12 protein-coding genes are annotated in these 13,160 nt (G+C 46.6%); 3 read left to right on the top strand and 9 right to left on the bottom strand.

Features of this window, described 5'->3' with window-relative positions; all coding sequences use genetic code 11:
- Positions 1-21 precede the first annotated feature (21 nt).
- Both B2U10_RS08045 and B2U10_RS08040 read right to left on the bottom strand, forming a co-directional pair.
- Positions 22-2,037, bottom strand: a complete 2,016-nt coding sequence (locus B2U10_RS08045; protein ID WP_035407603.1) for a Na+/H+ antiporter — start codon at positions 2,035-2,037, stop codon at positions 22-24.
- 56 nt (positions 2,038-2,093) lie between these two features.
- Positions 2,094-3,002 (bottom strand): helix-turn-helix transcriptional regulator, encoded by a 909-nt coding sequence (locus B2U10_RS08040; protein ID WP_290786652.1) that lies wholly within the window; start codon positions 3,000-3,002, stop codon positions 2,094-2,096.
- A gap of 82 nt (positions 3,003-3,084) precedes the next feature.
- Between B2U10_RS08040 and B2U10_RS08035 the strand changes: the two genes are divergently transcribed.
- Positions 3,085-3,609: a dihydrofolate reductase family protein gene (locus tag B2U10_RS08035; RefSeq protein ID WP_035407598.1), complete on the top strand. Its 525-nt coding sequence runs from the start codon at positions 3,085-3,087 to the stop codon at positions 3,607-3,609.
- A 53-nt stretch (positions 3,610-3,662) separates the two neighbouring features.
- Here B2U10_RS08035 and B2U10_RS08030 read toward each other — a convergent pair whose 3' ends face one another.
- The 4 genes from B2U10_RS08030 to B2U10_RS08015 form a co-directional block, all read right to left on the bottom strand.
- The gene (locus B2U10_RS08030; protein ID WP_290783587.1) at positions 3,663-4,883 is read right to left on the bottom strand and encodes a cation:proton antiporter; all 1,221 of its coding nucleotides are present in this window, start codon (positions 4,881-4,883) and stop codon (positions 3,663-3,665) included.
- A 3-nt stretch (positions 4,884-4,886) separates the two neighbouring features.
- Entirely contained in the window at positions 4,887-5,387 is a 501-nt protein-coding gene (locus B2U10_RS08025) for a cation:proton antiporter regulatory subunit (protein WP_056061776.1), read from the bottom strand.
- Between the two features lie 25 nt (positions 5,388-5,412).
- On the bottom strand, positions 5,413-5,631 hold the full coding sequence (locus B2U10_RS08020) for an AbrB/MazE/SpoVT family DNA-binding domain-containing protein (protein WP_023468485.1): 219 nt from the start codon (positions 5,629-5,631) through the stop codon (positions 5,413-5,415).
- A 269-nt stretch (positions 5,632-5,900) separates the two neighbouring features.
- Entirely contained in the window at positions 5,901-6,470 is a 570-nt protein-coding gene (locus B2U10_RS08015) for a GNAT family N-acetyltransferase (RefSeq protein WP_290786650.1), read from the bottom strand.
- Between the two features lie 130 nt (positions 6,471-6,600).
- Here B2U10_RS08015 and B2U10_RS08010 point away from each other — a divergent pair, with 130 nt between their 5' ends.
- On the top strand, positions 6,601-7,812 hold the full coding sequence (locus tag B2U10_RS08010) for an MFS transporter (RefSeq protein WP_290786648.1): 1,212 nt from the start codon (positions 6,601-6,603) through the stop codon (positions 7,810-7,812).
- Between the two features lie 34 nt (positions 7,813-7,846).
- On the opposite strand, the gene B2U10_RS08005 is transcribed toward B2U10_RS08010, so the two are convergent.
- The 3 genes from B2U10_RS08005 to B2U10_RS07995 form a co-directional block, all read right to left on the bottom strand.
- Positions 7,847-8,386 (bottom strand): DUF402 domain-containing protein, encoded by a 540-nt coding sequence (locus B2U10_RS08005; protein ID WP_290786646.1) that lies wholly within the window; start codon positions 8,384-8,386, stop codon positions 7,847-7,849.
- Positions 8,387-8,490: 104 nt separating this feature from the next.
- A complete protein-coding gene (bglA, locus tag B2U10_RS08000) occupies positions 8,491-9,948 on the bottom strand; it encodes a 6-phospho-beta-glucosidase BglA (RefSeq protein ID WP_290786645.1) in 1,458 nt (485 codons plus the stop codon).
- A gap of 24 nt (positions 9,949-9,972) precedes the next feature.
- Positions 9,973-11,865, bottom strand: a complete 1,893-nt coding sequence (locus tag B2U10_RS07995) for a beta-glucoside-specific PTS transporter subunit IIABC (protein ID WP_290786643.1) — start codon at positions 11,863-11,865, stop codon at positions 9,973-9,975.
- Between the two features lie 166 nt (positions 11,866-12,031).
- Here B2U10_RS07995 and B2U10_RS07990 point away from each other — a divergent pair, with 166 nt between their 5' ends.
- Positions 12,032-12,742, top strand: a complete 711-nt coding sequence (locus B2U10_RS07990) for a GntR family transcriptional regulator (RefSeq protein ID WP_035407572.1) — start codon at positions 12,032-12,034, stop codon at positions 12,740-12,742.
- Positions 12,743-13,160: the final 418 nt, after the last annotated feature.

Below are 13,160 nucleotides of genomic sequence, written 5' to 3'. Positions count from 1 at the left end.
CTTCTTGTCTTTTTTTATATATTATTCAACGTATTCGTAGAGAACGACACTCTCGATATAGTGAATGAAGCGGCGTAACTCCTTCTCTTCTTCGTTCGAGAGATCCCCTTCTTTTGACATATTGGCGATTTCAAGACGCTGGACTTCGATGGCTTTCAAGCAGAGCTCTTCCTTCTGCTGATCGACGTCCTTGCCACCGATTGGTGATGACCAACGCGTATGTTTGAAACGAAGTCGTTTATAGAACTCAAGCACACTTTGAACGACGTCTGGTGGATAAGACGTGCGGCAATTCTCGAGACGTTCGATGACTGTGCCCATGACCTTTTCATACAGATCATGCTCGACTTGCGTCATTTGAATTAACGCATCCGACGACATGTTCGATCGTTTCCGTTTCCACCACAATTTACGAATCGGCTGGACGATCTGGAAACGCGAATCCTTACCGATCGCCTTGCGACGATTTTCAATCGAGCGGAAAACATCCTTTTTCAGCAGATCCGGCACCTTGTTCTCAGCGACGAAACGTTTTGATTCTTCCTTTTCCCACTGGACGGCTTCAAGACGAAGTGCCTTCAACTGATCATTGAATTGATCGAGCTCTTCTTGACTTTTTTCCTGCGCGCGCAACAACCGGAGCATCACATGATACTCATTGAGTAAATCAAACGCAACGACCGCATTGTCTTCGTCCGTCACTTGTTTGATCTCTGAGATCGCCCGGCGAATCATCCGTTGTTTTTGGGCATTCAGGTCGAGTGCGATCGGCGTTGCCGCCTCACCACGGTTCAATACCGGTAAGAGAATCGTCGCGAGAACGAGCGTATAGATGATGACACCCGCTGCAAGGAAGATAATCAATGAGCGTTCCGGGAAGGCTTCGCCGGACTCCGTCAAGAACGGTAATGACAAGACCCCGACCATCGTGATCGTTCCGCGAACCCCGACCAGTGTCGTAATTAAATCTTGTTTGAAGGACGGTCGACGATGATCGCGGTCCTCTTTTTTAAAGAACCGATGATCGAACCAATTGAAGAACATCGTCCAGACGAGACGGATCGCGAGAATGAATGAACCGATTTCGATGACATATAACATGAGACGCCAGTTGTTGATCGCGTCATCCGCAAAAATCTCGCGTGTCGCTTCTGGCAACGTCAAACCGAGCAATAAGAAGATAATCCCGTTTAACGTATACGCAATCATCGTCCAGATGTTATCCGTCAACGTCTGCTCTTGCGCAAAGAACGTTTCTGTTCGTTCTTTGATCAAGGCATGCAAGATACCACCTGTGACGACGGCGATGACGCCTGATGCATGAAATCCTTCTTCAGCAACGAAGAAGATGATAAATGGTGTCAGGATTTGCAGTAAAGCGTAGAAGACGACATCTTCAATACCCGCTCGACGCAAGCGTACCTTGAGAAAGTTCATCGTGAGCGAAATCAACAATCCGATCAAGGCTCCAACGAAGAACATGTAAAAGAACTCTGTTGTCGCACTCTGAATCGAGAAGTAACCCGTGACAACAGCGGCAACAGCATAACTGAACGCGACTAATCCCGATGCATCATTGATCAGCGATTCTCCGCGAACGAGTGTCAAGATTTGTTCTGGAATCTGGACACGTTTTGCAATTCCGTTGACGGCAATTGGATCCGTTGGCGATAAGATTGCGGCTAAGGCAAACGCAGCAGCGACTGGAATGACCGGAATCAACCAATTGATGAAGTATCCTCCGACGATCGTCGTCAATAAGACGAGGATGATTGCATTACCGAAGATCGCTGTGCGCATCCGCCACAAATCTTCGCGCGGAAAGTGAGAGCTATCGTTATAAAGTAACGGAGCAATAAATAACAGGAGGAACCATTCGGATTCGACCTCAATCGTCAAGCCACTCATCAGGAGAGCGGCGACGGTTCCGGCAATGATTTGGATCAAAGCCGTTGGGATGAAACGGATGTAATGTCCGACGACTTGCGTCAGTAAGATGAGCGCAAGCATCAATAAAATCAGTGATAGTGTTTCCATGGAAGACCCCTTCCTCTATTGTTTCTTTCTAGCTATATCGTAACATAGTTTTTTGATCAATTCTGTCCGAACGGCTTATCGGACTGTTGCACAGCGATCATTTTTTCTGCTTGACGAATCAATTGTTCGCGGAGATCCTGCGGTTCTATGACTCGAACTTCCGGACCGAGCCGCATCAATTGTCGTCCTAAAAAAGTGAGCTCGCGAATCGGAATTTGCCATGTTCGGTCACGACGAAGAGGTAAAATGCCTTCGAGCATTCGTTCACCTAAAGAAGTTAATTCTAGTTTCACCGTCGTCATCGGTACATGTGTCATGTTCTTTTCTAAATCAGAAAAGGTCAAATCAGTTGCTGGCAACTCATGAAGCGATACACCTAGAACTCGGTCGACACGGAACTGCCGAAATCCACGGTCAGTCCGTCCATAAAAATACCAGCGATTCTGTTCAAACGATAAACCAATCGGATCTACAACGATCATGCGTCGTCCTTTTGTCGTCTCATAGAGAATATTCCCCATACGTCCGCTCTCTAAAAGGTCGAGTAACGCAGGATTTCGCGGTGACGGTGGTGTATCGACCGCTTGAAATCGAAAGCGGTCTTTCCATTTTACAATCTGTTGCTCCGTCATCTTCGGTAACTCGTTCGCATAGCGTTCAGCGACTTCCTGGCGGATTGTCCCGAACGGAAAATCTGGAATCTGACCGACCCATTCGAGTAGCATGAACAAGACAATCGTCTCTTCATTTGTCAAAACGAGTGGCGGCATATTCCGGTGCGGCAGCATCCGGTAGCCCCCGGCTACGCCCGGTTCACTGTAAATCGGATAACCATTTGCTTCAAGAACGGTCATGTCTCGTTGAATCGTCCGGATCGATACCTTACATTCTTCCGCTAGCATACGTGCAGAAAAGTGTTCCCCCCGGTTTAATAAACGGACCAAACGCCATTGTCTCGTATTCATAAAGTTCCTCCTCAAATGACGACATCTTTTGTCGTCATTATACGCTAAGATGAAGTCACACAAATCTTAAGGAGGAATTTTAATGTCTCAATCTACGACCGTACTGTATATCGCTTGTAGTCTTGATGGAAAAATTGCTAGACACGATGGTTCCCTCGACTGGTTATTTGCTGTTGCTGGAGACGGTGATAATGGCTATCAAACTTTTTATGAACAGATTGGTGCCGTCATCATGGGTCGAAAAACGTATGAGGAAGTCCTTCAACTCAGCGAGACGTATCCATACGCGGATATTCCAAGTTATATTTACAGCCGGACGCAACGAACGTCAGAGACGGTCACCTATACGGATGAACCGCTCGATCAATTACTTGAGCGGATCACACCGACAATTGATGGCAAGGTCTGGCTTGTTGGTGGCGGCGAATTGATTCAAGAAGCGCTACGGTTACAGTGCGTCAGTTCAATCGAACTCGCGATGGCCCCTGTCATTCTCGGAACGGGTATCCCGTTATTCCCAGAAGGAACCGTTGAGACGAATCTTCACTTGAAGGACAGTCGTCAATCGGGACAATTCCTGATGGCGACATATGATGTCTTGACTTAAACAAAACAACAGCCAGTTCGAGAAATCCGAACTGGCTGTTCGTTTACATCGTATTACGCATTTTTCTTTGTCTTTTTCTCTTTCGGTTCCGTCCATTTGAAGATTTTATTCATGACGTTGTAAATGCGTTTCGATTCCTTTGTCATCAGTGGTCCGAGAATCGCGAGAATCAAGACGTATAGAGCCGAAAATGGTGACAAGATATCCATCAATCCACCGGCGATTCCGAGATTCGCGACGATGATCGAGAACTCCCCGCGCGAGACGATCGTCAAGCCGATGTTCGATGAAGCTTTATGCGAAAGTCCTGCTTTACGTCCTGCAATCATTCCCGCGACATAGTTTCCGACAATCGTGATGACGACGGCACCAAGTGCGAGCCAGACAGCATCTAAGAGCATCGTTGGATCGATACTCAATCCGAAACTAAAGAAGAAGATGGCACCGAAGAAGTCACGGAACGGGACGACAAGATGTTCGATCCGCTCTCCTTGATCGGTTTCCGAGAAAACGAGACCGAGTAACAAGGCACCAATTGCTTCTGCGACATGAATCGTTTCTGAAAAACCAGCAACGAAGAACAGGGAAGCAAAGACAACGATGATGAAGACTTCATCCGAAGCGATTTTTAGCATTTTGTTCAAGAGTGGTGTCGCTTTTCGAGCAATGATGAAGAACAACAACATATACCCAAGAGCAATCAAAATCGATGTGACAGAAGACATTAAGGTTGTTCCGTCACCAAGCAAGAGTCCTGATAAAACAGACAAGTAAACTGCTAGGAAGATATCCTCGAACATAATGATCCCAAGGATCAATTCTGTTTCTGTATTACCAGTCCGACGTAAGTCGACTAAGACTTTTGCGACGATCGCACTCGAGGAAATCGTGATGATTCCAGCGATGATCAACACTTCGTAAAGTGGGAACCCAGCGATGAATCCATAGAGTAGACCACCCGTAAAGTTAATGGATAAATAAATCGTTCCACTCGTAACGATTGATTTCCCAGACCGGATCAATTTACCAATCGAGAACTCGAGTCCGAGATAGAATAAGAGGAACAGGACGCCGATTCGTCCGAGAAAACTGATGAACTCAGCACTTTCGATGAACTTGAAGTCTAGTATCCCGATTGTCGGAGCGTGCGGTCCAACAATCATTCCTAAAACAATTAAAAACGGAATGATCGAGAAGTTAAGTTTGTTCGCGAGCAGCGCCGCGATCGCCACTAAGATAAGCGCGGTACCGACTTCAAATATGAGATGATCCATATATTATCCGCCTCCTTCGATTGAGAATAATGCTTTCGTGATGTGACGGACGTTTTGACGCTCACCTGATAAGACGATCGTATCTCCCACTTCAAGACGCGTTTCTGGTCCAGGATTCAGCGATTTTGAACGGTCATGCTTGAGCACGGCAATAATCGAGATATCGTACTGGTTGCGGATATCGAGTTCCCCGATCGTTCGATTGTTGACTTTTGAATCCTGACCAACTTTAAACCATTCGATCACAAGATCATCAAATGCTAATTCGATTTTCTCGAGATCTTTCGGCTTATAGGACAGTCCTCCGAGAATTCCTGCCATTTGACGAGCTTCTGCGTCATTAAACGTCACACTCGAGATGCTCTCATCAAAATCATCATCATCATAATGATGGACCTCTCGACGTCCGTCGTCGTGAACGATGACGACCACCTTATCTCCTCGTGTCGTGATGCCTTCGAACTTCCGTCCGATTCCTGGTAAATCTACTTCTCGCATATCCATCTGTTATTTCCTCCTTATTTGTTTTTTACAAATGATGATTCGCTTTGTGGATGAGCGTCTTGAACGTCTCATCGCTCAATATATCTTGAAGGTCATGCAGCTGTTTCAAATCCGCTTTCGCCATGATGACAAACCCGTCCTCCTCAATGAATGCCACGCGATCTCCTTCCTCCACTTGCAAGGCTTGCCTAATTTTTTTAGGAATGGTGATCTGTCCTTTTGACGTTAACTTTGATAGCTCCATTACGAACTTCCTTCTTCCTGTGTTTTTCTTGTATTCCTTACTTCCTTACTTTTCTTATTTCCAATATATCATAAAATTAAACTTATTCCGAGTGTTTTGCTTTGAATTAAAATTTAAAAAATGAATAAAGAAAAAACGCATCCTAAGCTGAGTGGATGCGTTCGTTCTTCATATCGTTCTATTAGAAGGAATCGAGCAGGCTCTATTTCCGGTAGTAACATAATCAATCGTTGTCCGATATAGGCATGCATTAGCCGTGAACCCATCTCTTACCTTCCTTCATAATCACTACGTGTGATCGCATAAATCTTTAAATCCCAGAAACGCTCTTTAACAAATAAAGCACTCCGCGAGATTCCTTCGAACGTCATACCGATCTTTTCCATGACACGAGCAGATCCATCATTTGCAACAAAACAACGAGCTTGAATGCGCTCGAGTCCGAGTGTCTCAAAACCGTACTGTACAAGACGCGCTGCTGCTTCCGGCATCAAACCTTTCCCCCAGTACTCGCGCGACAGCGCATAACCGAGTTCTGCTTGCTGTTGCTCAAACGAGACTTTGATGAAATCAATCGTTCCGATGACCCGTCCGCTCGTTTTGTCTTCGATTGCCCATGGTGCAGGATTCCCTAGTTCGTATTGGCGAAGGATGTGTTCGACGAATTGTTCAGAATCCGTAAGGCTTTTATGCGCATGCCAGCTGACATATCTTGCTGTCTCTTCATCTTTCGTATAGGCATAGATATCTGCTGCATCTTCTGTGCGAACTGGTCGCAAACGGAGTCGTTCCGTTTCAAGTACAGGCAAAGCTTGATATAAATCGATGGTCGTTAACATGATCGAACCCTTCTTCCTTTGATTTTTTCCAAGTATACCCACTCTTTCTTAAAAAGTATAGAGATATATGAAAACGTTATCTGAATTTCCTGGTATACTATTGGAAAATGATGTAAGAAAGGAAGCTGTCATGTCTTCTCGGGAACGAATACTCTTAAGTGCGCTCGGTATTTCACAGTTTGGTGACTTCATTTATCTCGTTGCGATCAATGTCTATATCTACCGTTTGACCGGTTCAGCGTCTGCCGTTGCTACGCTTTGGATCATCAGCCCGGTCGTCTCACTCGTCATCAAGTCGTTCGCAGGTAGTTGGGTCGACCGATCCGACTTACGTCGCTTATTGATTCAGACCGATTTACTCCGTGCAATCTTGATTGGCATTTTGCCATTTCTACCACTATCCATGCTCTACATCAACTTGCTTGCCTTAGCCGTCATTAAATCTATCGTCGAACCAGCGACCTTAACCTATATCACGACGCTTGTACCGAAAGACGACCGGACATCATTTAATGCCTATCGTAGTCTGATCACGTCTGGTGCTTTTTTAATTGGTCCAGCTCTCGCTGGTGGACTCTTATATGTCGCTTCTGCTGACGTTGCGATTTGGCTCAATGCCGTCTCATTCCTCGGATCAGCGGTTCTGTTGATGCGGTTGCCGCGTTTTTCCGCTTCGGTCGATCGAGGGATGCAGCTACAAGACATCCTGTCCGATTGGCGGCTTGTCTATCAGTTCAGTAAAGACGCGTATTATGTGACTGGATTGTATGTCCTCGCGATGCTGATGATGATTGCGACGCTTGCACTCGATACGCAAGAAGTCGTCTTTTTACAGCGAAGCATCGGCTTATCAGAAACAGACTACGGCTTACTCATGAGCCTAACGGGGATTAGTTCTGTTGCCGGTAGCTGGATCGTCGCTCGCTACGCTAAAACCCTTTCCGTTCGGACGATGCTGACGATTGGCTATACGTTTGTCGCTATCGGTTATATGCTGTACGCAAGTGCAAATTCGTTTTCAATCGTCTGTATCGGTTTCTTGTTACTCGGTTGTTTCCACGCATTTGCGGGGACCGGTTTCCTAACGTTCCAACAGACGAATATTCCACTACACTTAATGGGACGCTTTACGAGTCTTTACGGAGTCGGTGTCAGTCTGCTACAGATTCTAGCAATCGTCGCGATCGGTCTGCTCGGTGACATCTGGTCGATTCGCTTCAGTACGATTCTATTTGCCTGCCTCCTCGTGATCGTGACAATCTGTTTTCTCGGATTGGTTCTCCTCCCGAGCAAGCAACGGTATTTTACGACGAACGAAGTTGAAGCAGAACGACACGCCTAAAAAACAGGGAACCCCGTCAACGCGGTGTTCCCTGTTAAAATTGCTGTTCTAGCCGTTCTTTTATCACTTCTGCGTGTGTGACGAGCAGAAAAGTTCCATTTTGTAGTTGTTTCTGCAATTGTTTAGCTTCCACCCAAGCGAGCGTGTATTCCGCTTCTGAGATAATCCCTTGCTCCTGCGCTGCTTCCAGTTCGTCCGCATCGACTAATAAGACTTCTCCTGATGGCAAAACGATCAGATCGAGAAACAGATCCTCCCAGTAGACTCGTCCGTCCTCCACTCCGGTACGAAGACAAATATCGATATAGGTTTGTACCAACTGACCTGTGGCGTCAAACATCGAGGTCACGGCATGATGAGCATCGCTTGGGAATTGTTGTACCCAGACGTAACCAGCGTCAGCGATTCGAATCGTTTCGTCACCATAACGGACATCTAACGGTGAAGCGACTTCAATCAGTTGAAGAAGTGTCACATGTCCGTTAAACACTTCGTTTTCTACTTGTTCATGAACATAGTGTCGTTGTGTGATGCGACGCCAGTCACGCCGATCAGCATATCGTTTTTTGATCATTTACCGGTCCCCCGTTTTTTCCTTAGTGTGCCATACCCCACTACTTTTTCATTCTAATTCTTAAAAAAAAGAGGCAACGGATTTTTCCGTTACCCCTTACATCATCATTTGGCCGTCTCTGAACTGTGTAACGCAGCACCGTTCGTCTCGATGACGTGACGGTACCAATCGAACGAATCCTTTTTCATCCGTTCCATTGATCCTTTGCCCTCGTTATCCCGGTCGACATAGATCATGCCGTAGCGCTTTTTCATCTCTCCTGTCGTAAAAGAGACAATGTCGATGACGCCCCACGGCGTGTAGCCGATCAATTCGACGCCATCTTCGAGCACGGCTGCTTTGAACGCTTCGATATGCGCACGCAAGTAATCGATTCGCGCCGTGTCATGAATCTGACCATCCTCGATTGTATCAATCGCACCAAAGCCGTTCTCGACGATGAACAACGGAATCTGGTAGCGGTCATAGAGACGATTCATCGCATAGCGCAGACCAACCGGATCAATCGCCCAGCCCCAGTCGCTCGACTGGATATATGGGTTCTCGACACCATTCGCGAGACCACCGTTGACGATGTTGCCCGTGTTATTGACGACAGCATCATGTTTGACGGTCGTCGACATGTAGTAACTGAATCCAAGATAGTCGACCGTTCCGTTACGAAGAATCTCCGCATCACCGTCTAAGATTGGAATGTCATATCCTTCTCGTTTGAACTCATTCAATGCGTAAGACGGATAATAACCACGGACTTGAACATCCGGGAAGAAGTAACGCTGACGCATCGATGTCTCAGCAAGTAGAATATCTTCCGGGTGCGATGAGTACGGATAGATTGGCACGTGCGAAACCATTGCCCCGATCTCGAAGTCCGGGTTGATCGCTTTCCCTTTCGCGACGGCAAGTGCACTTGCGAGTAACTCGTGGTGACCCGTTTGATACATGACTTCCATCGCGTTCTCATTCGGGTCAAGGAGGACACCGGAATTCGTCCAGAGGAATAATGGATTGCTGACGTCCATCTTGTTGTTAATCTCATTGAACGTCATCCAGTACTTGACCTTGTCTTTGTAACGCGTGAAACAGACTTCCGCAAATTTTTCGAAGAACAGCGCTACTTTCCGGTTGCGGAATCCACCGTATTCACGTGCGAGGTGGAGTGGCATCTCAAAGTGCGACAGCGTGATGATTGGTTCGATGCCGTATTTCAGTAATTCGTCGAAGACGTCATCATAAAACTTCAGTCCTTCTTCGTTCGGTTCCGCTTCGTCTCCGTTCGGGAAAATCCGACTCCAACCGATTGACGTCCGGAGACATTTCAGTCCCATCTCAGCGAACAGGGCAATATCTTCTTTATAACGGTGATAGAAATCAATCGCCTCGTGGTTCGGATAAAATTCATTCTCCTCTACTTGATCCGTGATGCGTCGTGCGACGCCGTGTGCTCCTGCCGTCAATACATCAACGACGCTCGGTCCCTTGCCACCAGCATTCCAGCCACCCTCAAATTGATGCGCCGCTAACGCACCGCCCCATAAGAAATCGTTTGGTAATGTCTTCATCTTCATGTCCTCCTTCTTTTTCTCTTACTTGATGATCGTCAAAATCTGTGTATTTGCCGTCGTGACCGTCTCGTCCGTCGGTAGAATTTGTGCATAACTCTGTGTGTTCGTAATGATGATTGGTGTGATCGTCTCGAGTCCATGTGTCTCAATCGCTGTCGCATCAAACGTCATGAGGAGATCACCGGTCGTCACAGCTTCACCTTCTTTGACGTGTAACGTGAACGGTTTACCGTCGAGCTTCACCGTCTCAAGACCGACATGAATCAAGACTTCAACACCACTCGTCGACCGTAATCCAATCGCGTGACCTGACGGGGCGACCATGACGACGGTCCCGTCAAACGGGGCCGTGACCCGGTTGTTCGTCGGACGAATCGCTATCCCTTGTCCCATCGCACCGGATGCAAAGACAGGATCCGGTACATCCGATAAGGCAACAATTGTTCCTTCAAGCGGTGCACGCAGCGTCTCTTCGTTCGTTAGTGTCGCACTGACTTCTTGTTCAGCAACAGGGGTCGCTGTCGTTTCCGTTGCGACGACAGGTGATGCTTGTTCACCGAAACCGAATACTTGAATCAAGACAATCGGCAGGATCAAGGCAATCGCTGTTCCAATCAATAAACCGATGATGGACGACGGGTAGTCGGAATCGATTCCATTGACGAGCGTCAATGGTCCCGGTAATCCGGCGTAAGCAAAGTAATACGGTTTAAAGAAACTCGCCGTGACGGCGCCGATCGCACCAGAGATACAACCGTAGATGAATGGTTTCTTAAAACGAAGCGTCACACCATAGATGGCTGGTTCTGTAATGCCGAAGATACCTGTTAGTCCTGCTGAGACACCGACTTTTTTTGTTTCTTTGTTTCGTGCTTTTAAGATGACGCCGATGACAGCACCGATTTGGGCGATGACGGCAATCGTTTGATACGCCTGGAATGAATCACGACCATATTGTTCGAAGTTCGCAAGCACCATCGGCGTGACACCCCAGTGGACACCGAAGATGACGATGACTTGCCAGAAGCCACCAATGATCAGACCAGCGACCGCAGGAGCATTCTCTGCTAAGTAGTTATACCCATTTGCAATCCCTTCTGCACCAAGTGTCGTAATCGGTCCGATCAAGAGAATCGTGAATGGAACCATCAACACCATACTAAAGAATGGCACGAACAATGGACGAACGACTTCGTGGATCGTCTTGTTCAGGAATCGTTCGACGTAGGACAAAATCCAGACGAGGAATAATGGAGGTAAGACCGATGATGTATAAGTTGTTCCGGATAAAGCAATTCCTAGAAACGTGATGGATTCACCTGCAGTAATGCGCGCCGCGATGTCTGCCCACGTTGGACTGACCAGTGCCGCACTACACGCAACGGCAATGAATGCATTGACTTTAAAATGGTTCGCTGCCGTGATGGCAATGAAAATTGGCAAGAACGTAAAAGGCGCCCACGAGATAAAGCTGAAGACTTCATAAGTGCCCGTCTTCGCGAATGCCGGAAAAGCAAGTGTCGCTAAAATCAATGTTCCCTGCAGAATCCCTGCTGCAGCTAAGATATAAACGAACGGTGCAAAAACGGCTGACATCGTCGCTATGATTCGGTTAAGGACCGTCCCTTTCGGTGCCTCTTCCGTGTCCGGTTGCTCTAGATCGACGAGTTTCACAAATTCTTGATGGACTTCTCCAACGTGTTGACCAATGACGATTTGAAATTGCCCGCCAGACTCAACGACCGTAATGACGCCAGGTAATGCACTGACCGTTTCTTTGGCTACTGGATCTGAACGTTTTAAGACAAGACGAAGTCGTGTAGCGCATCGAACAGCACTGATGATATTCTCTTCTCCTCCGACCGCTTCTAAAATCGAGTGCGCCAGTTTTTGATAATCGCGAACCTTGCCCATATTGTGTACCTCCCCTGAATATGACGCGTTGAATACCCTTTCATTTTAATTGTACATGCACAATTAATCAATACATAAATAATTTAATTAACTATTCTATTTTGGAGACATCAATAATATGCTAAACTCACATTAGAAATCAGTTCGTGAGAAAAGAAGGTGTCCTATGCTGAAATACCAGCAAACTGCCGATGAAATCGAGCAATACATAGAAAAACATGAGTTAAAGCAAGGCGACAAACTACCCATCCTCGAAGAACTAATCCGGCAGTTCGCCGTCAGTAAAACGACGATGACAAAATCACTCGAATTGCTTGAACGAAAAGGCATCATCTTTCAAGTCCGTGGAAGCGGGATTTTTGTCCGTAAGACGAATCGGACCGGCTATATTCGACTGTTCTCGACTCAAGGATTCAAGCAGAATCTCGTCGGTCATACGATTGAGTCAACTGTTCTCGTACTCGAACCAATCGATGCAACGGATAATATCGCGAAGAATCTTGGGATCGAATCGGGTGAGACAGTCTATTACGTTAAGCGAATCCGTTTCATTGACGGCAAAATCCTCTGTCTCGAAGAGTCTTATTATCGTCAATCGATCGTTCCGTACTTAAATCGCGAAATCGTCGAACAATCGATCTTCGAATATTTAGAGACAGCACTGCAATTGAACATTGGATTCTCGGATATGTACATGCACGTCGGGAAATTAAGCGCAGAGACGGCTCGTCATCTGGATCTCGCCGAGGGCGATCCTGGATTGACGATCGAGACAGTCTTTCACTTAACAAACGGTCGTCCGTTCGACTATTCCGTCATCACCTACCACTACGAACATTCACACTTCGTCGTCCAGGCGAACGGACTATATTTATGAGGAACGGAGCAAACTTGAATGAATCGTGAACTTATTCAATACTATGGAATGCTCATCCTCGGAATCATTACACTTTTTGGCGGCGTTTTTTTACGATTAGTACATGGAAAGACTCAACAGAATCATTTAAAACCAAACTTCAATTCATCTTGATCACGTTATTTGGAGTTGGACTACTCTACTGGACGGTTCCTAGCCTTACGCAGATCGTTTTCAAGAACCATGCTGTCATCAAAGGTGACTGTTATGTAGAGGAAAACTCGGGCAAGACTCACTCCATTTCTATTATTTTCGACTCAACAGAGGATTATGAGGATTTCACCTTCCTAGAAAATCCGGAATTAGGAGCGTACGGAGAAGACGTGCCCTATTATTGTCGCGTCATTTCAACGAAGAATCATCAGTTCCCGATTTCCTA

Origin of the sequence: Exiguobacterium sp. UBA7533, from assembly GCF_002479335.1 — a bacterium.
Classification (GTDB): domain Bacteria; phylum Bacillota; class Bacilli; order Exiguobacteriales; family Exiguobacteriaceae; genus Exiguobacterium_A.
Note: the sequence above shows the minus strand (reverse complement) of the source record. Positions and strands in the feature narration are given on the sequence as shown.

What these genes read in the sequence shown, in the direction of transcription:
- B2U10_RS07990 (WP_035407572.1), top strand. Translation starts at nt 12,032, where the DNA reads ATGCTGAAATACCAGCAAACTGCCGATGAAATCGAGCAATACATAGAA.
- B2U10_RS08025 (WP_056061776.1), bottom strand. Translation starts at nt 5,387, where the DNA reads ATGGATATGCGAGAAGTAGATTTACCAGGAATCGGACGGAAGTTCGAA.
- B2U10_RS08010 (WP_290786648.1), top strand. Translation starts at nt 6,601, where the DNA reads ATGTCTTCTCGGGAACGAATACTCTTAAGTGCGCTCGGTATTTCACAG.
- B2U10_RS08030 (WP_290783587.1), bottom strand. Translation starts at nt 4,883, where the DNA reads ATGGATCATCTCATATTTGAAGTCGGTACCGCGCTTATCTTAGTGGCG.
- B2U10_RS08005 (WP_290786646.1), bottom strand. Translation starts at nt 8,386, where the DNA reads ATGATCAAAAAACGATATGCTGATCGGCGTGACTGGCGTCGCATCACA.
- B2U10_RS08015 (WP_290786650.1), bottom strand. Translation starts at nt 6,470, where the DNA reads ATGTTAACGACCATCGATTTATATCAAGCTTTGCCTGTACTTGAAACG.
- B2U10_RS08045 (WP_035407603.1), bottom strand. Translation starts at nt 2,037, where the DNA reads ATGGAAACACTATCACTGATTTTATTGATGCTTGCGCTCATCTTACTG.
- B2U10_RS08020 (WP_023468485.1), bottom strand. Translation starts at nt 5,631, where the DNA reads ATGGAGCTATCAAAGTTAACGTCAAAAGGACAGATCACCATTCCTAAA.
- B2U10_RS07995 (WP_290786643.1), bottom strand. Translation starts at nt 11,865, where the DNA reads ATGGGCAAGGTTCGCGATTATCAAAAACTGGCGCACTCGATTTTAGAA.
- bglA (WP_290786645.1), bottom strand. Translation starts at nt 9,948, where the DNA reads ATGAAGACATTACCAAACGATTTCTTATGGGGCGGTGCGTTAGCGGCG.
- B2U10_RS08040 (WP_290786652.1), bottom strand. Translation starts at nt 3,002, where the DNA reads ATGAATACGAGACAATGGCGTTTGGTCCGTTTATTAAACCGGGGGGAA.
- B2U10_RS08035 (WP_035407598.1), top strand. Translation starts at nt 3,085, where the DNA reads ATGTCTCAATCTACGACCGTACTGTATATCGCTTGTAGTCTTGATGGA.